Origin of the sequence: Microcoleus sp. ARI1-B5 (genome assembly GCF_036705795.1) — a bacterium.
Lineage (GTDB): Bacteria > Cyanobacteriota > Cyanobacteriia > Cyanobacteriales > Microcoleaceae > Microcoleus.
Map to the genome: position 1 here is coordinate 123248 of NZ_JAUBVK010000007.1, position 23404 is coordinate 146651.

At 48.5% G+C, this 23404-nt stretch carries 13 protein-coding genes; 7 read left to right on the forward strand and 6 right to left on the reverse strand.

Annotated features, from left to right (window positions below; all coding sequences use genetic code 11):
• Nucleotides 1-269 precede the first annotated feature (269 nt).
• From QUB63_RS13645 to QUB63_RS13655, 3 genes are all read right to left on the reverse strand, one after another.
• Nucleotides 270-1028, reverse strand: coding sequence for a RibD family protein (locus QUB63_RS13645; protein WP_332945772.1), 759 nt, complete (start codon nt 1026-1028; stop codon nt 270-272).
• Nucleotides 1029-1466: 438 nt separating this feature from the next.
• The gene (locus tag QUB63_RS13650) at nt 1467-4256 is read right to left on the reverse strand and encodes a TPR end-of-group domain-containing protein (protein ID WP_332945773.1); all 2790 of its coding nucleotides are present in this window, start codon (nt 4254-4256) and stop codon (nt 1467-1469) included.
• Nucleotides 4249-6294, reverse strand: coding sequence for an ATP-binding protein (locus QUB63_RS13655; protein ID WP_332945774.1), 2046 nt, complete (start codon nt 6292-6294; stop codon nt 4249-4251). The genes QUB63_RS13650 and QUB63_RS13655 overlap by 8 nt, the downstream gene beginning before the upstream one ends.
• Nucleotides 6295-6756: 462 nt before the next feature.
• On the opposite strand from QUB63_RS13655, the gene QUB63_RS13660 reads away from it, so the two are divergent.
• From QUB63_RS13660 to QUB63_RS13685, 6 genes are all read left to right on the forward strand, one after another.
• A complete protein-coding gene (locus tag QUB63_RS13660; RefSeq protein ID WP_332945776.1) occupies nt 6757-7140 on the forward strand; it encodes a photosystem I reaction center subunit IV in 384 nt (127 codons plus the stop codon).
• Nucleotides 7141-7142: 2 nt separating this feature from the next.
• Nucleotides 7143-8054: a DNA-formamidopyrimidine glycosylase gene (locus QUB63_RS13665; RefSeq protein WP_332945777.1), complete on the forward strand. Its 912-nt coding sequence runs from the start codon at nt 7143-7145 to the stop codon at nt 8052-8054.
• 202 nt (nt 8055-8256) lie between these two features.
• Nucleotides 8257-8472 (forward strand): NAD(P)H-quinone oxidoreductase subunit O, encoded by a 216-nt coding sequence (locus QUB63_RS13670; RefSeq protein WP_332945778.1) that lies wholly within the window; start codon nt 8257-8259, stop codon nt 8470-8472.
• Between the two features lie 416 nt (nt 8473-8888).
• Nucleotides 8889-9854 carry a malate dehydrogenase gene (mdh, locus tag QUB63_RS13675; RefSeq protein WP_332945779.1) on the forward strand — a complete coding sequence of 322 codons (966 nt, stop codon included), beginning with the start codon at nt 8889-8891 and terminating at the stop codon, nt 9852-9854.
• A gap of 955 nt (nt 9855-10809) precedes the next feature.
• Nucleotides 10810-11124 (forward strand): hypothetical protein, encoded by a 315-nt coding sequence (locus QUB63_RS13680; protein WP_332945780.1) that lies wholly within the window; start codon nt 10810-10812, stop codon nt 11122-11124.
• Between the two features lie 12 nt (nt 11125-11136).
• The gene (locus QUB63_RS13685; RefSeq protein WP_332945781.1) at nt 11137-15705 is read left to right on the forward strand and encodes a PAS domain S-box protein; all 4569 of its coding nucleotides are present in this window, start codon (nt 11137-11139) and stop codon (nt 15703-15705) included.
• A gap of 555 nt (nt 15706-16260) precedes the next feature.
• Here QUB63_RS13685 and QUB63_RS13690 read toward each other — a convergent pair.
• Both QUB63_RS13690 and QUB63_RS13695 read right to left on the reverse strand, forming a co-directional pair.
• Nucleotides 16261-17262: an aldo/keto reductase gene (locus QUB63_RS13690; protein ID WP_332945783.1), complete on the reverse strand. Its 1002-nt coding sequence runs from the start codon at nt 17260-17262 to the stop codon at nt 16261-16263.
• A 57-nt stretch (nt 17263-17319) separates the two neighbouring features.
• Nucleotides 17320-18057, reverse strand: a complete 738-nt coding sequence (locus QUB63_RS13695; RefSeq protein ID WP_332945785.1) for an SDR family oxidoreductase — start codon at nt 18055-18057, stop codon at nt 17320-17322.
• Between the two features lie 154 nt (nt 18058-18211).
• Here QUB63_RS13695 and QUB63_RS13700 point away from each other — a divergent pair, with 154 nt between their 5' ends.
• Nucleotides 18212-19153, forward strand: coding sequence for an AraC family transcriptional regulator (locus tag QUB63_RS13700; protein ID WP_332945786.1), 942 nt, complete (start codon nt 18212-18214; stop codon nt 19151-19153).
• Between the two features lie 66 nt (nt 19154-19219).
• Here QUB63_RS13700 and QUB63_RS13705 read toward each other — a convergent pair whose 3' ends face one another.
• Nucleotides 19220-23176: an EAL domain-containing protein gene (locus QUB63_RS13705; protein WP_332945787.1), complete on the reverse strand. Its 3957-nt coding sequence runs from the start codon at nt 23174-23176 to the stop codon at nt 19220-19222.
• Between the last annotated feature and the right edge of the window lie 228 nt (nt 23177-23404).

Here is a 23404-nt window from a genome sequence, read left to right on the forward strand (position 1 = left end):
GAGCGATCGAACTTCATTTAAGTTAATACAATTATTCGATCGCTGGGAAAGCTGAGTGGCAATTGTTGTCAACTGAATCTTGAAACCTGACAAATCTCGCTTTTGTCCGAAACCTGATCCCCCTCGCATCCCCCTTAAGAAGGGGAGTAGGGGTCGACTTTGATCGGAAGGGGGACTTTGAGTACCTCTTGTCCCCCCCTTAAGAAGGGGGGCTAGGGGGGATCGGAGGCCTTAATCGTCAAACCCTAGTCTGGGAGTACGTTTGAGCTTCAGTTAGTTCGATCGACCTTATAATGCAAAAACACCTCTTGTCCCACCTGTTTTACCGCCAAAAGCTCCAATTTCGGAGCAAAATCCGCCAAAAAACCTTTCCCCTCAACAGGAGTGGGTGCATCCGCGCCGCCCAAAATTAACGGGCACACCGTCAGCCAAAGTTCGTCTACCAAGCCCGCAGCCAGCACAGACGCTATTAGTTTCCCCCCGCCCAGAATCGCCAACCGTTTGATACCCAAGCTGGCTAGCTGTTGAAACGCATCAATCCAATCAATCTCTCCACCTGCGGTTTTAGCATAGATTGTGCGATCGAACTTAGAAGGAAGAAGGAATGAGGAAGAAAGAAGAGGCGAATTAGTTGGAGTTTGACTCTCCCCCTCTCCCCCTCTCCCCCTCTCCCCATCTTCCCCTTCCGCAGTCAGCAGCCATCGAGGCACCGGTTGCTGGAAAAATCGCAAGTTTGGGTCAAATTTGGGCGATGGCGAACACACGATTTGCACGGGTTGTGGGGGCTTCCCTGCGAGTTCCCGCTGTTTGAGCAATTCCGGCGAAATTACTCGCATCGTCGTTCCATAAGCCTGTAAAGTGCCGTTGCCGAACAAAACGCCGTCGCTTGCTGCGACTTGTTGTTCGAGGTGGGCTTTGTCGTTGGCAGAACCGAATCTCGCGGGCGATCGTACTGCATCCGCAATTTTACCGTCAGCGCTGATCGCGAGTATTACTGTTGCGTAAGGTCGATCGATTTTATCTGTCATTAATTTATCAGTCCTGGACGCACCGGTGCTCAGAAACCGGGTTTTTTAGCAAATTCTTTCGTTGTCGCCCACAAATTAGGTAAAAAACCCGGTTTCTTTGGGAAAAATGCGTGAGTCCTGTTTATCAAATTTTCAACATCATAACGGCAAAAGAGGACAGGGCGGTGCCGTTTCCCTATCCCAAAAGAGCGATCGGCCGTTTGCCCAAAAGTGCGCGCGTAGCTATCCCGTAGGGAATCGCCCGTTTCCACTAAAACCTTTTGTATCTGTCGTCGATCGCTGAGGCCAGATCCCCCTAAATCCCCCTTAAGAAGGGGGACTTTGAGCGCTTCTTGTCCCCCCCTTTCTTAAGGGGGGCTAGGGGGGATCTGGCCTCAGCGGTAAACAGCAATCTATGAGTACGTTTGACCTTAAATTGACACTGGGCACTGCCCTGTCCTAATTTTCGGTAACTCCCTTTCCCAACAACTCCTGAAACCGAACATCGCCGCGAATCCCATCAAAATCGCTATCAGTTTTTGCCAATTCTCGACATCTTTCCGGTTTCAACTCAATCGCGCGCTGCAAATTTTCCAGCGCTAACTCAATCTGATTCTGCAATGCCCAATAGCAAGCTTTATTATAATAAGCACCTGTACAATTTGGATCTATTTGTAAAGCTTTATCGCAATTAGCCATTGCCTCCTCATGACGACCTAATTTTAATAAACAATAAGCTCGATGAGCCAAGATGTCAGCATCATCAGGCTGCAATTCTAAAGCGCGATCGTGGCTGGAGATTGCCTCCTCAGCGCGTCCGTTTTTTTGCAGGACGACACCGCGGGAATACCATAAATAGGCTTTATTTTGTTCGATTTTAATCGCTAAATCAAGACAGCAAATCGCTTGCTCGTAGCGTTCTGAATTGAATAGGGTCTTGGCTTTTTCCCACCAAAAATCCCAGTCATAGGGCTGAATGTTAATTGCAAAATCCCAGCTTTCTCGGGCTGCTTCTTGATTGTCGCACTTCATTTGTGCAAAGCCTTGGCAAAACCAAAAATTGCGGTCTTTGCCTGCTATTTTTTTTGCTTGGTCGAGACTGGCAACAGCTTCTGCATAACGCTCTAATTCATACAAAATCTGACATCGTTCTAGCAAACAAACGATCGGCGCATCCGGCCTCATTTCTGCAACTTCAGTTAATTTTGCTAGGGCGGCTTCATACTGCCCTTGTTTTGCCAACGCTAAACCACTGTAAAACAAAGAAACGGGATTATTTAGCCCAGCAGCATCGCCCAAATCCCCCATTCCCTCCAAACGCAGGAAATGCACCCGGCCCGACGCTTCGCCGGCTACAACTGTCACTCCATCAGGCGCAAAAGCACAGCCAGAAAACGCACCTTCTCCGCTGAAACTAGCAACCTCTTTACCTGTGAGCAAATCCCAGACTTTCAGGGTTCTATCATCGGAAGCGGAAATCGCTGTTTTTCCGTCGGGTGCGATCGCCACTGCTAGTACCCCGTTACTATGACCCGTGAGAGTTTTCAGTTCCCGGCCTGTCTCGGTGTCCCAGATTTTCATGGTTTTATCATATGAAGCCGAAATCGCTATTTTACCGTCGGGTGCGATCGCCACTGCCTTTACCCAGAAACTATGATTCGTGAGAGTTTTCAGTTTCCGGCCTGTTTCGGTGTCCCAGATTTTCAGGGTTTCATCCTCGGAAGCCGAAATCGCTATTTTACCGTCCGGCGCGATCGCAACAGCATTTACCCACTTACTATGACCCGTGAGAGTTTTCATTTCCCGGCCTGTCTCGGTGTCCCAGATTTTCAGCGTTTTATCATATGAAGCCGAAATCGCTGTTTTACCGTCGGGTGCGATCGCCACTGCTGTTACATTGGAACTATGACCCGTGAGAGTTTTCAGTTCCCGGCCTGTCTCGGTGTCCCAGATTTTCAGCGTTTTATCCCTTGATGCGGAAATCGCTGTTTTGCCGTTGGGTGCGATCGCCACGGCATTTACCCCGGAACTATGACCCGTGAGAGTTTGTAGTTCCCGGCCTGTCTCGGTGTCCCAGATTTTCAGGGTTTCATCGTTGGAAGCGGAAATCACTGTTTTTCCGTCGGGTGCGATCGTCACTGCTGTTACATACTCACTATGACCGGTGAAAGTTTTCAGTTCCCGGCCTGTCTCGGTGTCCCAGATTTTCAGAGTATTATTCTCGGAAGCGGAAATCACTGTTTTTCCGTCGGCTGCGAGCGCCACTGCTGTTCCATACTCACTAGGACCGGTGAAAGTTTTCAGTTCCCGGCCTGTCTCGGTGTCCCAGATTTTCATGGTTTTATCACATGAAGCCGAAATCGCTGTTTTTCCGTCGGCTGCGATCGCCACTGCAAATACCGATTCACTATGACCCGTGAGAGTTTTCAGTTCCCGGCCTGTCTCGGTGTCCCAGATTTTCATGGTTTTATCACATGAAGCCGAAATCGCTATTTTACCGTCCGGCGCGAGCGCCACTGCATTTACCCTGTCACTATGACCCGTGAGAGTTTTCAGCTCCCGGCCTGTCTCGGTGTCCCAGATTTTCAGCGTTTTATCCCTTGATGCGGAAATCGCGGTTTTTCCATCCGGTGCGATCGCCACTGCCCATACCGACTTACTATGACCGGTCAAAGTTTTCAGTTCCCGGCCTGTCTCGGTGTCCCAGATTTTCAGGGTGTTATCCCATGAAGCGGAAATCGCGGTTTTGCCGTCCGGTGCGATCGCCACTGCAAATACCAAGGAAGTATGAGCGACAAGCGTCCGCAGCGCACCCTCATTTGCCCTTTCTAGATTAGGCTTCAAAGGCCACAGGCAGGAACTATTTCTCGACTGCTTAGCTTGTTTCACGACCCCCTGAATTTCAGGTGTTTCAAAATCCACCAACCGACTCCACAAATGTACTGCAAGCTGAGTTTTATCTTTCTCCACAACGTGCGCCGACTTCCGAATTGCCGCTTGAATCAATCTCAGAGTTTGACTTTGCTCTTCCGACAGCAACACATCAGAATTTTTCGCCAAATCGTAATCATCAATTAGCGCTTGTACCCCCAACAATTCCAGTTTCGCCTCAATGAAATCGAAATCAGTTAACAACTGATGCAAACGTTGCCCTTTACTTCTCTCTGCTAGCGAACTCGGCAGAGTTTCCAGCGTATAACTCTGCTTTTCCGCCGAGATTCTTGCCAACCCATCTTTTAACTTACCCATCGCCGTACAAATCTCCCCACATATCATCTTCCAAATCGTCGTCTATATCTGACAGAGACACTCCAGCTTTTTTGACCGCCTCCTGACTGTGGAGAAATCTTTGAAAACTAGCATGATAAATACTGTATTTCGGGGGATTCTCGCTGCTGCGCCGCACAAATCCCTCCCACCCATCCAACACATCCTGCACATCTAATTCATCTTCCTTAGCAAAATTTGCCAACAACTCGCAGGATACAGGCTTGCGAGTTCTGCTCAACACATAAATGACTTTGAGCTTGCGACGGCGCGACTCTTTATCTTTTACATCCATCCGATCCAGATGCTTGTAATAATATTTCTCCAAACCCGCAGGCAAATCGTTCAAATTCACATCCCGATACGTGCCGCTGTTAATCTCCTTCAACACGTAGCGCAAATACATAAAATTGTTCTTGCTTCTTTCAGCAAGCACCCTCACAAACTGTTCCAGACTTAAATTTTGAGGCTTAATCCAATTCTCAATCCCCGCCGAATTTTTAGCGAAGTTGTGAATATAAGCCTTGACATCTTCCACACTTTCTGCGCTGTGCTGCATCAAATCAAACAAAAGGTAATTGTCATTTTCCGGCATAGGCAGCAATTCCGGCCGCTTCGAGACAATAAAGTAAACGTTATCGGGCAAATCATTAGGCAAATAAAGGACATTGCTACCGCTAGTTTGCTCCTTCAAATCAACTTCATCCAGCGCATCCACCACAAAAATCAACTTTTTGCTGCCCAACTTAGCGCTAACTTCCCCCAGCAACCTGCCTAGAAAGTTGCCGTTTTCCAGGGCATTTTCCGGCAGACGCGGGTACTTATCCTTAAGATTAAAACCTTCAATTAACTGAATGCAAGCATTTTCCAAAAAAGTTTTAGCGCTGACAATCCCGTCCGGTTGCGAGTTGAAATGAGTAACGCAGCGTCGCTTCAGCAGCACCACACAGGCTGCCATAATCGCGCTTTTCCCAACTCCCGGTTCCGCCTCCAAAACAAAATAGCCTTTCCGATTTGTCCTCAGAAACTCGTTAATTGCTTCAAACACAAATTTCCGACCGGTAAAGTCTTTAATTCTGTCCTGAATAATCGTTTCGGATTTGAGGGAAATCGGCAAACTCGGCGCAGCAGCATCGATATATCTTTCCAGCAATGCCCGAATCTGCGCCAAATCAGATCGGATGCCAATCTCCATCGATCCCAATTTCGCCATCACTTGACAAATCTGCTGCCCAGTTGCCACCGCCTCCAACTTGCCCAGAATCTCCCCATTTTGCAGCCCCAAATCCTTGAGTTGGGCCAAAGCAATTTGGTGCAGATTCAACAGCATCGCCGCAAACTTTTCTCCTCCCTTGGCTGCATCTTGTTTCAGCACTTCCCGGTACGCCTTCGGAAATGTTTCGTAGAGTCTTTGCGCCACAAATTCCACGATTTCTGCATCAAAAGATTTCCCCTCACTGGCCGCGAATTCCCCGATGAATCTTGCCCAATCTTCCGGTGTCAATCCCGTAACTCGATCGAACTCCGCAGCATCCGCCGAAAAAATCAGAGTCAGTTGGTCTTCCGAAATATTTAAACCCCTTGACAAATCAGCCGTTTGTGTGTTAATGTTCAGCCAATATTCAGGAGTCTTCTCGGCTAATTTATCTAAATCCCTGGCAGACGAATTTTTACTAAGGGCTAGTGCGATAAACTGAGGTGACTTAGCAACATCTTTCAAAATATAGCCGATCGCCTCACCCGCCGCCTTAATCAAATCGTGATTGTCGAGAATATTCGGATTTTTTGCCAACTTTTCGGCCATCCGATTCCCCAAATCGTTAGCCGCAATATTCCCCGCTATACCGCCGGCGATCGTTGCTAAAATCGAAATGCCCCCAACGGTTGGATTGGCCATTATACCCAATGCTGCAGTCACTCCCGGATTGGCGATCGCGCTGGCAATCATTGGCGCAACACCCATCACCGCACTGCATCCAATTACCCTAACTTTAGTATTAGCTAAATCAACTAACGACATACTTTAAATATTCCCCGCACTTTGCAATAGTTTAGCGCGGTCATATAATTAAATACAACCGTAATTAATATCAGCTATTCAGTCGTCTTTAGACGACTTTAGCTATGAGACAGGGGTTTTCAACCGACAGTCGGCCCCCGCAACCGACAGTCGGCCCCCGCAACCAACTGTCGGCCCCGGCAACCAACTGTCGGCCCCGGCAACCGACAGTCGGCCCCGGCAACGGTTTGTAAAGTTTTTTTTCAACTCGATCGCACAGCTTGTATATAACGGATAATGTCTGTTTATTTATTTTTGTCCCCAGCGATCGCCCCCAAAAAACTTTACTTTTCTTTACAAACCCGAACCCAAAAACGGCGACCAAAACAATAATTCCGTTACAGACTTTAAATGCGCCGCGCGATCGACTAAAGTAAAAAAAATGGCTTTATCCGTTTATTCATCGCAAAGGAAACAAAGCTCATGGTTCAACGCGGTTCGACAGTCCGGATTCTCCGCAAAGAATCCTACTGGTATCAACAAGTGGGCACCGTAGCAACGGTAGACCAAAGCGGCATTAAATACCCAGTTATCGTTCGCTTTAACAACGTAAATTATGCAGGCGTCAACACCAACAACTACGCCCAAAGCGAATTAGTGGAAGTGGCAGCACCCACAGCAAAAACGAAAGCAGGGACTCCAGTAGCTTCCGGCGGCAAACAAACCACGCTCGACGAGAGGACTCGGAAAACCGGCCAGGGTACCCCCTCGCAGCAGCCGAAAACTGCTACGGACAGCAAACCGGGCGCCGAAATCCCCGGCACCGTCGAAGGTTCGCCTCAGGGTCAGGGAACAGAACAGCGCTAATTGTGCCAGAACTGCCAGAAGTTGAAACTATTTGCCGGGGTTTGAATCAAGCAACCCTCGATCGAGAAATTTTGGGCGGGGACGTGCTGTTAAACAGCTCGATCGCCCGCTCAATCTCCGCGACCGATTTTTTGACAAAACTCAAAGGAAAGTCGATCGCATCTTGGTACAGGCGCGGCAAATACCTCCTGGCAGAACTATCGCAATTGAGAGGGGGAGAATTTCTCACTCAAACTTCCCATTCTTCTCCTTTCCCTTCTTCCTTGTCCCTTGGGCCTTCCAAAGCCGGCTGGTTGGGCGTGCACCTGCGGATGACCGGACAATTGCTGTGGGTAAACCAATCCGAACCGCTGCAAAAACACGCGCGAGTCCGGCTGTTCTTTGAGGGAAACCGAGAACTGCGGTTTGTAGACCAGCGCACCTTCGGTCAAATGTGGTACGTGCCCGCAGAAACAGAAGTGGACAGCACAGTCATCGGTCTGAAACTCCTAGGCCCCGAACCGTTTTCCGACGAATTTACAACAGAATATTTGGCCCGCAAGCTGCACCGGCGGGCGCGACCAATTAAAACAGCTTTGCTAGACCAGTCACTGGTAGCGGGTTTGGGCAATATTTATGCAGACGAAACTTTGTTCTTGTCGGGAGTGATGCCGACAACTCTGTGCGCGGATTTGACAAGAGAGCAAATCGATCGCATCCATTCAGCTATTATTCAAGTTCTACAGCAGGCGATCGCCTCCGGCGGCACCACATTCAGCAATTTTCTCAACGTCCAAGGCGTAAACGGCAACTACGGCGGCGTCGCTTGGGTGTACAATAGGGCCGGTCAACCCTGCCGCACTTGCTCCACAACTATCGAACGGATAAAATTAGCAGGGCGATCGACTCATTTTTGCCCCGCCTGTCAGAAATAAGTCGATCGGCAACGGATTGTTTAACAGATTTAACTAATTTACCAAGTCTCAGGTTCCCACTCTTGAGTCGGCGGAGGCAGACTTCGCTTGTGTAGTCCTGGTTTCAACCGCCGACTCTATCAACCGCCGACTCTTTTAACTGGTATTAAAGCCAAATCGGCATTAAAATTTATATACTTTTATAAACTCAATAGAGCAAGTCATGGCAATCAAAAAAGGTAGCATAGTCCGCGCTGTACGCGAAAAATTGGAAAACAGTCTAGAAGCCCAAGCCAGCGATCGGCGCTTTTCCTCCTATATATTTGAAACCAAGGGCGAAGTGATGGATGTTCGCGGCGACTACGCCTTCGTCAAATTTGGCAAAGTCCCCACCCCGAATATTTGGCTGCGCGTAGACCAACTCGAAGATTTTAAGTAATATCAGATCGGCACGAAAAAACAATAATATCTTGTAGAGGGGCGAGTTTTGGAGGTTCTGGAATTTGATTTGAAATTCGGGTGAACCCGCCCCTTCTATCTTGCATATTGGCGAATCTGTAGGGGCGGGTTCACCCTCATCTCTAATTCACATCCAGAGTATTTATAAACCCGCCCCAACCCAACCTACAAACTCTGACTAGGGGTGGTTTTTTGGATATCTGCGATGGGAGAGGGGCGGGTTTTTGGATCTCTGAGATTTGATTGGGAATTAGGGTGAACCCGCCCCTACCAATCTTGACATTGGCGAATCAGATTGGGGTGGGTAAAACATGGATCTTTACTAGCACGCAGTTGATTATTGCAAAACCCGCCCGAACCGCAGGCCAGTTTATTTGCACATACCTACTTAATCGAATGAATTATCCATCAACCCGCGTCTCAATTATTGGTGCAGGCAAAGTCGGCAGTACCTTAGCCCAGCGAATTGCCGAGAAAAATCTGGCAGATGTAGTATTGCTAGATATCGTCGAAGGTTGGCCGCAGGGTGTTGCTTTGGACTTGATGCAAGCAAGGGGAGTCGAACGCCACGATCGCAAAATCATCGGTACAAACGATTATACAGATACAGCTAACTCAAATATCATCGTCATTGCCGCCGGCATCCCCCGCAAACCAGGTATCAATCGCGAAGATTTAATTAAAATCAATGCTCGAATTGTCACAGAAGCCGCCAAACAGGCGATCGCCCATTCCCCCCAAGCAATCTTAATCGCCATCACAAATCCCCTAGACATTATGACATATTTAGCGTGGGAAGCTGTGGATTTGCCAAAACACCGAGTTATGGGGATGGGCGGCATTCTCGACTCCGCCCGCTTTCAAACTTTTATTGCAATGGAATTGGGCGTTTCCATTGCTGAAGTCTGTGCAACAGTCATCGGTTCCCACGGCGATTTGATGGTTCCTTTGCCGCGCTATTCCACTGTTAACGGCATTCCTATCGATCGACTTATGGATGCTGGGGCGATCGATCGCATCGTACAGCGGACTCGCCACGGCGGCGCAGAAGTTGTCTCATTGATGAAGACTTCTAGTGCTTATTTTGCACCCGCATCTTCTGCCTGTTTGATGGTAGAATCAATTTTACTCAATCAGTCGCGACTCTTGCCTTGCTGCGTTTATTTGGACGGCGAATACGGCGTGCAAGATATCTTTTTAGGTGTTCCCTGCAGCTTGGGATATCAGGGAGTAGAACAGGTAGTGGAACTAGAACTCAGCGATACGGAAACAGTCGCCTTGATCGAATCCGGCAAAGTGGTTTCCCAAAATATTGAGGAAGCAAAGAGGATACTGAAGAATGCTGCGGCCAGCAAGAAGTAATCGCGAGTCTACAGAAAGTATAAGGGTTTTGAACCCATACAAAAATCTATCCCCTCAATATTTCGGGTTAGACAATTTCATCAATAGGACTTGCGCCGTCTCGACTCAAGAAACCAGGTTGATTTTTCTCACCGCTCTTGCTTCCCTCACTTAATTATGTTAAGAAACTGGGTTTCTGTCTCAGCCAGAATTATACCTAAACGCCTTGACTTTAAGCCAAAATGTGATATACTTAACTAGGAAATATTTATAAAAAATGCAATAATTCCTAACAAACGCAATCAAAAGGAAAAAAGTCCTAGATAGCCCGCTTTGTTGGTTTAATTTAACCAGCTCCTACAACGAAAGCCAACTGTTTGACAGAAAAGTCAGCTTGAATTAGGTGGATTTGAATAAGTTTAAAAAATAACAGCCATAACCTAAAAGAATGACAAGGGTCGAAAAATTATCTCAAAGATTGGAGGGCTCCCAACACAGTAGAAAATCGAAGTTAGAATAGATAAATCGAGAATTAGCGAAAACTAGAGAAAAGGCGATCGGCTGAATTTAAACAAATTTTAATAGAGGCGCTCCCAACAGGATAGTCGATCGCAAAACTAAGGCAAACATCGAGGGAGTTGGCGATAATCATAAAAAGGTGAGAATTGCAACAGCAGGCGAGCGAAAAAAAATGTCAAAATTAGTCAGGACTCCGGGCGCGCTAGGACCATGAAACCGGGTTTCTCGTTTCCACTATCTGAGCTTCCGTGACTTAATTACGTTAAGAAACCGGGTTTATGCTTAAGTTTGGTGAGTAAAATTCTCAATAATTGACAATTTATGCAGTAGCCAATCACCGATCGCCCGCTTTATCAGTAAATATACGGAGTTAAGATGCTCGCTCGACCTCCGAATCTAGAAAAAATACGGAAATGTAGCGCGAGTAGCTGGTAATTGCTAGGAGAAGGAGGAGAATTTGTCCTTTGCCTTTTTGATTTACAGCAACCGCGCCCCTGATGCGTTAGGACGTTCTCACATTGCTGAAACCCTTGCGTTCGATTGCTTCTTCCTTCCTTCTTCCTTCTTCCGACTTCCTTCTTCCTTCGGTCAAGTGTCAACTGTCAACTCTCAACTGTCAACTGTCAACTTTCAACTTTCAACTGTCAACTCTCAACTGTCAACTCTCAACTCTCAACTGTCAACTGTCAACTGTCAACTGCTATACCAGGCTCAACTTGCAGAGCGCTATGGGGATGCTATATACCTCGATACCAAACCGCAAAATAACTAAACAAATAACATTATGTTTCATGAATATTTGTATCAAGAAGTAACCGACTTGCGCCAAAAGCTAGCTCACCTAGAAAGAGAAATGCAGTCTCAAACCTGGTTCAAAAAGCTGCAAGCGCTGATGGGAGTGATTGGCAAAATTCGCCAATCCTTAGACTTAGAAACAATATTCAAAATCACAGCCACCGAAGTCCGGCAACTCCTAAATGCCGATCGAGTCGCCGTCTACCGCTTCCTCCCCGAATCCGAGTGGAACGAGGGCGAAGTAGTATCCGAAGACGTACTTCCCCAATACAGCCCATCTTTGGGAACAAAAGTCCGCGACTACTGCTTCGGCGAACAATTTGCCGCCAACTATGCCAAAGGTTACGTTCAATCTGTCAGCGACATCTACAAAGCCCGGTTGAGCCCCTGTCACCTCAAAATCCTCAAGCGATTTCAAATCAGAGCAAACTTAGTCGTACCTCTGCTGCAAGGGCAACATTTGTGGGGATTGCTGTGCATTCACTCCTGCGGCCAACCCCGCGATTGGCAGGAAGACGAAATCGAATTTGCCAAACAAGTAGGAGAACACCTAGCAGTCGCAATTTATCAAGCCGAATTGCACTCGCAAACCCAAAGACAATTAGCAGAAATCGCATCGGCGCAGCAGAAACTCCGCGACAGCGAGCAAAAATATCACCAAATTCTCGATTCGATCGCCGACATGGTATTAGTCAAAGGCCCGGAATCGAAAATCGTCTGGGCAAATCAAGCATTCCGCGACTATTACGGCATGACTGAAGAGGAACTTCAAGGCATCCTAGACGCACCTTTCAACAATCCTGACTATACCCTCCAGTACATCCAAGATGACGCCTTCGTATTTAAAACCGGACAAACTCTGCAAATTCCCGAAGAACCCGTCGTGCGACACGATGGAGAAGTGCGGCTGTTCAGCACAGTCAAAACACCCATCCGCAGCGAAGAGGGTCAAGTAACAATGACCGTCGGCGTCTCCCGGGACATGACGGAACGCAAACAAGCAGAAGAAGCCGTCAAAGCCAGCGAAACCAAATACCGCAGTCTGGTAGAAACCTCCCAAGACATGATTTGGTCGGTCGATGCGATCGGGCGCTACACCTTCGTCAACCCAGCAGTGAAGTACATCTACGGTTACGAACCAGAAGAAATGATCGGTAGGGCCTTCTCTGACTTTGTGACACCAGAACAAAGCCAGAAAGATTTAGAAGTTTTCGCCCGCCTGCTTGCGGGAGAATCAGTTTTCCAGTACGAAACGACCCAAATCGCCTCTGACGGCAGCATGAAACATTTGATGTTCAATGCGATCGCCCTGTACGACGAAACCGGCAACATCATCGGTACCACTGGTACAGCCACCGACATTACCGATCGCAAACGGGCAGAAGAAGCATTGCAGCGGGCCAATGCAGAACTAGAAACCAGAGTAGAAGAACGCACCGCCGAACTGCGCCAGACTTTTGCCGCCCTCACGGCCAGCGAAGCCAAGTTTCGGACGATCGCGGCCACCATCCCCGGTGCTCTGTTTCAATTTTGCAGCCGCGATGGAGTGTGGAGAGTTGACTACGTGAGCGAGCGCATCGCAGATATCACCGGCATCACAGCAGCAGAAATGATGGGAGACTTCACCTCCTTCATTTCCCGCGTCCACCCCGAAGACAAGGATGGCTACATCGCTTCGGTGAACCAGGTCGTAGAAAACCTCTCTCCCTGGCACTACGAAGGGCGAGTAGTCAAGCCCGACGGTGAGATTCGCTGGTGGCAGGGCGACTCCGTGCCCACCCGCAGCGATAACGGCGAAATCGTATTTTGCGGCGTATTGTTCGACATTACCGATCGCAAAATTGGCGAAACAGCCATCCGCGAAAGCCAGCGGCAGCTAAAAGAAGCCCAGAGACTCGCCCGCGTCGGCAATTGGGAACTCGACGCAGCCACCGAAACCGTCACTTGGTCGGAAGAACTCTTCCGCATCTTCGGGATCGAACCGGCCGCCTTTGCACCCAGCCTAGCCGAACAAGTCGCTCTGATCCATCCAGAAGATTTGGAAATGTGGCAGACTCAAGTACAGCGGGGACTCGACGCGGGCATCCCCTTTGATTTTGACCTCCGCCTTTACCGTCCCGACGGCACGCTGCGGCACCTCAACGCCTTAGGCCGCGCCGAAACCGATGCCAGCGGCAAGGTACTCAAGTTGTTCGGCACGGCGCTCGACATTACCGATCGCAAAGCCGCTGAAGCAGCGCTGCGGCAAGCAGCAGCCGAGTTGGAAGACAGAGTGAGCGATCGCACGGCCGAACTTTCCCAAGCAGTCGCCCAGTTAGAACAAGAAATCGGCGAGCGCTTCCTTGCAGAAGCAGCGCTGCAAGTTTCCGAGCAAAACCTGCGAACCATATTTAACAATGTCTACGACGCTATCTTCATTCACGATTTAGAAGGCAACATTCTCGATGTCAACAATCGAATGTTAGAAATGTACGGAGTGAGCCAGGAACAAGCAACAATATTATCCATTAAAAACGACTATTCAAGCGGTGACAATCCCATAGAACAATGCGGAGAACTTTGGGAAAGAGTATTAGCCGGTGAAACAGGCCGCGTGGAATGGAAAGCGAGGCGTCCCAACGACGGTTCAACCTTTGATGCAGAAATTGCCCTGTCCAGAATTCATCTCAACGGCAATCTCAGCGTCATTGCCAACGTGCGAGATATTAGCGATCGCAAAAAAGCAGAAGCAGAACTGCAACGCGCTCAACAGTTTATGGAATCAGTGCTCAAAACCATACCCGTAGGAGTAGTGGCCAAGGAAGCCCAAGAATTGCGGTATGTACTCTGGAACCCAGTAGCCGAAGAGTTGCTCGGTTTCCGTGCAGCAGAAGTTATCGGCAAAAATGATTGCGACTTGTTCCCGACAGAACAAGCTGATGCTTTTACTGCCAAAGACAGGGAAGTGCTCAACAGCGGGCAAATTGTAGAAATCGCCGAAGAAGAGGTTCAAACCAGCCAAGGAGAATCGCGGATATTTCACACCAAGAAAACATCCATACTCGATGCTGACGGCACTCCGCAATATCTTTTAGCTGTCACCGAAGATATTACCGATCGCAAGCTAGCAGAAATTGCCTTGAGGCGATCGTCAGCCCAACTCAAGCAGCAAGCCGATCGAGAAAGATTGCTCAACAGTCTCACCGCTCAAATCCGCAATTCCCTCGACTTCGACAGCATCCTTACAGCCGCCGTTAAGGAAATTCGCGCTTTCCTGAAGATCGATCGCTGCAATTTTGCCTGGTATCGCGAAGACGGCCAGGAGCCTTTCTGGGAAATTATTAAAGAATCTCGCCGCGCCCAACTTCCCGATTTAAGAGGTCGCTATCCGGCTTCCGACTTCGGCCCAGTGGCAGAAAAACTCTTGCATATGGAAATGGTGCGAGTGGATGATGTCGAAACAGTTGCAGATCCTGCTTGGAAACAAACCATTCGAGCGATCGGCTACCAATCTGTATTAGCCATCCCCATGCAGGCACTTTCCGGGGTAATGAGCGCAATTACCTGCTGCAACAGCAATTCTGTGCGGCCCTGGAGCGACAGCGAAGTTGAATTGTTGCAAGCGATCGCAGTTCAATTGGCGATCGCCCTCAACCAAGCCGATCTTTACGCCCAAACTCGCAATAAAGCTCGCGAATTAGAGCAAACCTTGCAGCAATTAACCAGCGCTCAATCGCAGTTAATTCAAAGCGAAAAAATGTCATCTCTCGGTCAACTCGTGGCAGGAGTCGCCCACGAAATCAACAACCCAGTCAACTTTATTTACGGCAATCTCAGCCACGCCAACGAATATACTCAAGACTTGCTGCACCTGATCGAACTTTACCAAAACCACTATCCCGAACCCGTCCCGGAAATTCAAGAGGAAGTAGAAGCGATTGAACTCGAATTTCTGATGGATGACTTGCCGAAACTGTTGACCTCAATGAAAGTCGGTGCAGACAGAATTCAGCTAATCGTGGCATCTCTCCGCACCTTCTCCCGCATGGACGAAGCAGAAATGAAAGCAGTCAACATTCACGAGGGAATAGATAGCACTCTGATGATTTTGCAGCACCGGCTCAAAGCCAAACACAATCATCGAGAAATTGAGGTGATTAAAGAATACAGTCAATTGCCGTTAGTAGAATGTTATGCGGGACAGCTCAATCAAGTATTTATGAATATCTTGAGCAATGCTTTGGATGCTTTGGAAGAAAGAGACTCGCGGCTTTCTGCCGACCAAATGCGGCAAAATCCTAGTATCATCTCCATCAAAACTGAAATGCCAAAACCCGATCGAGTCCTGGTTCGGATTGCTGACAACGGGCCGGGAATGACAGAGACTGTCCGCAATCAACTTTTTAACCCATTTTTTACCACTAAGCCTGTGGGAAAAGGCACTGGGATGGGCTTGTCAATTAGCTATCAAATTGTTACAGACAGACACAACGGCTCGCTGCAATGCACTTCATCGCCGGGAAATGGTGCAGAATTTGCGATCGAGATTCCGCTCAAAGCTAATTGCTATAGCAGTTGACAGTTGACCTGGGACAGTTGACAGTTACCAGAAAGAATTGGTTTAAAGCCTCTTCCCAATCGGGAGAAATTAAAAGAAGACTATTCATTACTCCAATCCTCTTCCTTCCAGGTAGAGGTCGCCCCGCATGCGGTCAACTGTCAACTATCAACTGTCCCAGGTCAACTGAAATAGTACGAGAATCAAACCGTTTATGCTAAGTAGCTGGACATAAACAAATATAATAATGTCCGAAGAGAGGAACGAAGCACTTCGCTTGCGTTTTGGGATTACTTCGTTTTCTCGAAGGACAGGAAATATATATGTCCATCTACTTAAAAGGCTACTAGGATCTATTCATGACATTATTTATTGTTGTCCATTTCTTCGGACATGATATAATACTAAATCCGAGTTACCCACCCCTTTTATGATTCGGCGGTTAAAAGCGCTTCTCGACAGACTTGCGCCCGCCGACGCGGGCTAAGAAATAAAGGGGATATTGAGCCAGGATTTGGTATAATTGGTCATCGAAGTCACAAACTGGCGATTTGTGATGCGGCGACTGAAGGAAGCCTATGCACTTTCACTATCTAGCATCTTCATCTGATGTTCGTCGTAGCGCGTGCCAGCGATCGCAGATGGAGAAATCACCGCTTCAATCTGAGTCAAATCCTCAGAGGATAAGTTTATCTCAAGGGCTGCCAAAGATTCCGACAATTGAGTGCGTTTGCGAGCACCCATTACTGGTACAATGTTTGTACTTTTGGCAAGTACCCAAGCAATAGCAATTTGGGTCGGGCTAACTTTTTTCTCCGCAGCAATTTGCTTGAGTTGTTCAACTAAACGCTGGTTCTGAACCAGGTTTTCACCGCTGAATCGGGGCAAGAAGGCACGGAAGTCATTGGGTGCGGTGGGGATGGAACCACTCAGCAATCCCCGCGAGAGCACGCCATAGGCTGTCACTCCAATGCCGAGTTCTTCAAGCACCGGAAAGATTTCAGTTTCAGGGCCGCGGCTAATCAGGGAATATTCGATTTGAAGGTCACTGATGGGGTGCACCGCGTGAGCGCGGCGAATTGTTTCTGCACCCACCTCCGACAGCCCGATATGGCGGACGTAGCCTGCTTTGACGAGATCGGCGATCGCGCCAATGGTATCCTCGATCGGCACATTGGGATCGAGTCGCGCCAGACGGTAGATGTCGATATGCTCGACTCCAAGCCGATTCAGGCTATAGGCTGCAAAGTTTTTCACAGATGCGGGTCGCCCATCTACACCAGTCCAGCCGCCATCAGGCGATCGCAAAGCACCGAATTTGACAGAGATCGTAGCGCGATCGCGGCGGTCTTTGAGCGCCCGACCAATCAGCATCTCGTTGTGTCCGCATCCATAAAAGTCACCTGTATCCAATAACGTGATACCGCGATCGATCGCAGCATGGATCGTAGCAATGCTTTCAACATCGTCTGATGAACCATATAGCCCAGACATCCCCATACATCCGAGGGCTAACGGGAAAATAGTTGGACCTGTGGAGCCGAGTTGACGGGGTTGGATGGTATTTTTAGCAGTCATTGTTTTATGGTTTTTTGGTTGAGTGTTTTGCGTTTACTGATATCCAATGCTTCACAATCAGTAAGGGCTAGCCGTGGGGCGGACAATTATCTCGCTGACATCGACATCATCGGGTTGTTCGATCGCAAATACAATCGATCGCGCGATCGCATCCGCCGGAATACAGATTCTTCGGAATTCTTTCATCCCAATTCTGGCATTTTCATCACTGATGCTATCGGCTAATTCCGATTCCGTAACTCCCGGAGAAATCACAGTCACCCGCAGATCGCCGCCGACTTCTTGTCTCAATCCTTCGGAGATTGCTCCCACAGCAAATTTAGTAGCACAGTAAACCGCAGCAGTAGGAGACACCGCGTGTCCGCCGATCGAGGAAATATTGATAATCTGCCCCGATTTTTGCGCTTTCATCACCGGCAGGACTGCCGCGATGCCGTAGAGAACGCCTTTGATGTTAACATCGATCGTGCGATCCCATTCCTCAACCTTCAGTCGATCGAGCGTAGAGAGTGGCATCACGCCAGCATTGTTAATCAAGACATCCACGCGACCAAACTTATGCTGGGTAAATTCAACAATTTCTTTCAATTGACTTTGTTTTGTCACATCAAGCGCCTGGTATTCAGCAGTTCCACCCGCAGCGCGAATGTCTGTGGTAATTGCGTTTAGGCGATCGGTGCGACGTGCGCCCAAAACCACTTTTGCACCTTGATGGGCCAACATCCGAGCAGTGGCTTCACCAATGCCACTGCTGGCTCCTGTAATAATAATCACCTTTCCATTGACATTCGACATTGAAAACTCCTTTGATGGTTTCATTCGGATGTGTTCATCCTATGAGTAAAAGCAAGCATTTCCAATGCACAGACCTCGCGCTTTATTGCCTAATCCTCCAAAACACACTCTATAATGCTCAGAAGAAAGCGATTAAATTAGTCAAAAAAACAGCATGGCGATTGAAATACTCAACCACGATGCGTTAGCGAAGCCCTCGAAGAGGATCGGCAATCAGTGTAAAGAACTCACAGCATTGCTAACCCGAAACACCAACGGCAAGGGAGACGGTTTTCATAAAACAGATATAGACAAGCTGGAATTTATGCGGGGATCTTCTGTCTGTGCCGCACCACCCGTTCTCAGTGAACCTGTTCTTGGCATAGTCGTTCAGGGCAAGAAAAAAGCATTGTTGGGTGAGGAAACCTATCTTTATGGTGCGGCTCAATATATTGTGCTCTCGGTTGATTTGCCCCTGTGCGGATTTGTGGTAGAGGCAACTTCAGACAAGCCGTATTTGGGATTTAAGCTGAATCTAGATCCGCGCCAACTCTGCGATATTATTGCCCAAACCAGTCCCAGCGTGCGTCAGAAAGAAGACTCGGTTAGAGGCTTGTTCGTCAGCAACGCCGATGCACCGTTACTCGATTGTGCGATCCGACTGACAAGACTGTTGGATACGCCCCAGGATATTTCTATCTTGGCACCGATGATTATCCGCGAAATTTATTATCGCCTGTTAATAGGTGAACAAGGCGAAGCTGTCCGCCAGATTGCGACATCCGGCAGCAATATGCAGCGCATTGCTGAGGTGATACAACTCATCAAAGCCGATTTTACACAGCCGATACGGGTTGAGGCTCTAGCCGATCGGGTTAATATGTCTCCTTCGTCTTTCCATCACCATTTCAAGCAAGTGACATCTATGAGTCCAATTCAATATCAAAAGCAATTAAGACTATTAGAAGCGCGCCGCCTGATGCTTGCCGAAAACTCCAATGCAGCCCGTGCTGCCTATGATGTGGGTTATGAAAGCCCGTCACAGTTCAGCCGTGAATACAGGCGGTTATTCGGTGCGCCTCCGTCTCGCGATATTGCTCGGATCAAAAGTAGTTAAGAAGCTTGATGGTGCAGCGAAAGTCTTTAATAAGATTTCTATTTTCAAGGGTGTCTTTAGCACTATTTAACCAGACTTGATATTACCGAGATTTATCAGCATTTTTGTCATCGTTAAACTGTCGAAAGGTTTAGAAAACCAATATCCCTGAGCTAATTCGCAGTCGAGTTCCCGAAGCTGGGCTAATTGTTCGGCTGTCTCAACACCTTCGGCGATCGCATTTAATCCCAAATTGTGAGCCAAAGTTACGATCGCCCGCACAATCTGCAAAGGCTGACCCCCGCTGTCGCCGTTTTCCACAGCCCCCAAGCGGCTCACAAAAGAGCGATCGATCTTCAGCGTATCCAGCGGAAAGCGGTGCAAGTAACTCAGAGACGAATAGCCCGTACCAAAATCGTCGATCGACAATCGAATATTTCTACCTTTTAATTGGGCGAGCACAATATTGGCTTTCTTCACATTTTCCACGATCGCGCTTTCAGTAATCTCCAATTTTAAACAGCTCGGATCGCAGCCTGTTTCTGCCAAAATTTCCTCGATTTGTTCGATTAAATTCGGCAAACCTAACTGTTTCGGAGAAAGATTGACGCTCATTGTTAATTGTGAAGGGTCAATAATTGGGAATTGGAAATTGGTAACTGGTAATTGGGCATTGGGCATTGGGCATTGGGCATTGGGAATCGGGAATTGGGAATTGGGAATTGGGAAGTGGGAATTTGTTACCTGTTCCTTCTTCCTTGTTCCCTGTTCCTCCTTCCTTATATCTGTTAAATCCGTTAAATCCGTTAAATCCGTTACAAAATCCGCTGCCGAACTTCCTTCTTCCTTCATCAACATTTCTTGCCAAATGCGCAATTGCCGGCAAGCTTCCCGCAGCACCCAGGCTCCCAGAGGCACGATCAAACCTGTTTCCTCAGCTACAGGAATAAAAGCAGACGGCGGCACTAGACCCCGAACCGGGTGGTGCCAGCGCACCAAAGCCTCAAAACCCTCGATCGCACCGCTGGCGATCGAAACAATCGGTTGGTAGTGCACAATAAAGTGCGAACATTCATCCTTACTCGAACCTAATTCCTGCTTGCCAAAAATAGCCAACCGCAGGTCAGTTTCTAACTGCAACAGCGACAGAGTTTGGTCGTGCATCGCCAAATTAAACACCTCGTGGCGGGCCTTGCCCAAAGCTTTAGCGCGGTACATAGCAATGTCAGCATCGCGCAGGAATTCTTCCGGGTGAGCGATCGCGTTCGATTCGTCGCTGTCGGCTGCTGCGACTTCGCCTCCACTGAAAACAATGCCAATGCTAGCAGTGGTAAATACTTCGTGCCCTTCGAGATTAAACGGTAAAGTCAGTTCTGTTTGTATCCTGTTAGCTGCTTGGGTGGCGTCGCTGAGGCTCTGAATGTGGTCTAGCAGGATGGTGAATTCGTCTCCCCCCAGCCGGGCGACGGTATCAGAAGCCCGCACGCAGGTTAGCAGCCGATCCGCGAGGGCGACTAGCAGTTTGTCTCCTAGAACGTGTCCTAAAGAATCATTAACTACTTTGAAGCGGTCTAAATCTAGGAAAAGTAAACCAAATTTGTAATCGGGGGATTGATTGGATCGGCGGATGGCTTGTCCTAGTCTGTCGATGAACAAAACGCGGTTGGGCAAACCCGTCAGCGCGTCGTGAAAAGCGCCGTGCAGCAGTTGCCGTTCTACTCGCTTGCGCTCAGTCACGTCTCTGATAATAATCTGGGCGGCGGCCGAGCCTTGATAAGTAGCGGGGATGCCGGCAACTTCAACGTCGATTATTTGTCCGTCGAGCCGCATCAGTTTTTCTTCGGCAAGCTCGATCGGCTTATTTTCTTTCTCGACTTGCCGAATGCGCTCTCTGGCTGTTTCCACATAGTTTGGATGGACGAAATGCAATACCGGAAAGCCGATTAGCGCCTCGGGAGAGCTCGCGCCGAGCAGTTTAGCGCCTGCTGCATTGATGTAGGCGATTTTCCCTTGACTGTGAACCGCGATCGCTTCGGGAGATAGTTCTACTAAACGGCGATAGCGTTCTTCACTTTCTTGGAGAGATACTATCAACTCGCAGCGCTCTTTTTCGACTTGCTGGCGTTCGACTTCCATTTGGTGAACCGCCAGAATTTTACCAATGCTTTGAGCCATCAATTCTATGATTTCTATTTCCTGGTACTCAAAATCTTTTTTCTTGATTTCTCGCGAACTAAAACTCAACGTTCCGTAAATTTTATCGTTAACGAATATCGGCGTTCCGATGTAAGATTCCGACTTGCATTTTTGATAAGCAGGACGGTCGCGCATCTCAATTTTTGCTCCCATATGAGAACACGCAACAGTTTTTTGAAGTTCGATCGCCGCAGCGCAGTAAGTATCGCTGAGCTTCAGTTCTAAGCCGGGCACGAAAAAATCTAAATCTGTTTTTGCCGCCCGCACAATATAATTTTCCCCCTCAACTTCAGCCATGATACCGATAGAAAGTCCAAACATCAAACAGCCTGCTGTTAGATAATCGTCCACCAGTTCTTCAAAGTTTTGATAATGATAAGTTGTAATCCGGTGCAAGTGTTTGAGATTAGCGCTAAAAGCTGCTAAAGCTTGAGACTTTAAAAATAATTCTTCTTCCCAGCGCTGGCGGTCGGTGATGTCTGTTTGCACTCCAATAAAGTGGGTTAAGTGTCGCCGCGAGTTGTACACCGGAGCGATCGACAGTTCGTGCCAAAAAGCCGTCCCGTCTTTCCGAAAATTGTGCAAGATAACTTGAGATTCTCTGCCTTCTTCAATCGCAATTCGCAATTGTTTGGCAGCGGCGGTGTCCGTGTCGCCCCCCAGCAAAAATCGGCAATTTTTCCCAATTAACTCGTCTCTGCTATAACCGGTGATCCGCTCAAAACTGGGATTGACATAAATAATCGGATTATCTGCAACGGTGGCGTCGGTGATTGCAATGCCGTTGCTGCAACTTTCGATCGCCCGTTCCATTATTTGCAAGCGCTCTTGCGATCGAATGCGCTCGATCGCCGCAGCTAACAGGTTGGCGATCGCTTCTACAAAATAAACGTCATCTTGACTGAAAACCCGCCCTTGGTTGGTGTGAACCCCCAAAACGCCCCAGGCCTGCGAGGAAGAAGTGTTCGCTGGTTCTGCTTGTCCCCAGTTCCTTTTCTCGGGCCCCCGATTGCCGGGAACGATGACAGTCACGCCGCTGACAGCCCGGTGGTTGTGCAGCAGCGGCAACTCGCTAAAGCGCGTTTCCACCCGCAAATCTTCGACGATCGTCGCTTGGCCCACTAGCAATGTGTAACCTGCTTGCGATCGGGCAGAAGCGGTAACAGTGGCCCTGCCGACGAGCCCGGGCTGCCAGCCAACCCCGGAGCGCAGCAGAAAAGCATGGCCTGAGGGCAACAGTTCTAACAACTGACAATAATCAACGTCCAGCGTTTGAGCAATTAAAACCGCAGCTTTGTCCATCAGTGCGGACAAATCTGTTTCGGCCAGGGCCTGCTGCCCCAAGTAAGCGACGGCCGCTTGCTGGCGGGCCCGCAAGTGGATTGACGCGAGCAATTCCTGTTCCTTCTTGCAGGCTCGCTTGCGCTCGGTAATGTCGCAGAACACCGACAGCACAGCTTTTTCCGACAGCAATGTCAAATACCGCATCGATACAGTTGCCCAAAACAGCGTGCCGTCAGCTTTTTTGAGGCGGACTTCTGTCTCGCGGACCTGTCCGTTACGGGCGAGAACATCCAGCAGTTCCTGGCGGTCTGCGGGATTGTTGTAGAGCATGGAGGCTTTTTGGCGGTCGATCGATTGGAATGCTTTGATCTCGAAAGCCTGATGACATAAATCGTTGCTATAAAGAATTGTGCCGTCAGCCAGACTGCTGACGATCAGGGGCATCGGCATCGAATTGGCGATCGTCAGCAGCAATTCTTTGGTTCCTTGCAGTTCTTCGTACAAGTCTGGCTTGGAGGCACAGCCCTGATAGTGTTCACAGTTTTCAGGGATAAAACTTTCCATTTTTTAATTGATCCATTGAGCGGATAACTTTTTTAAAGTTGTGGTAACTGGCGATTTCAGACGATTTCAGATGCAGAGGACGATCGACAGTACCCCCACAACATTAATCTTAACCAGAACAATGCAACTAAACGCCCCAAAACTGCTCGGCTGGAGTTTGAGCTGCACTCCAGATGGAGAACACATCTGTCTTTAGTATGAATATCTACAGTTTCTCAAGTTGCGTTA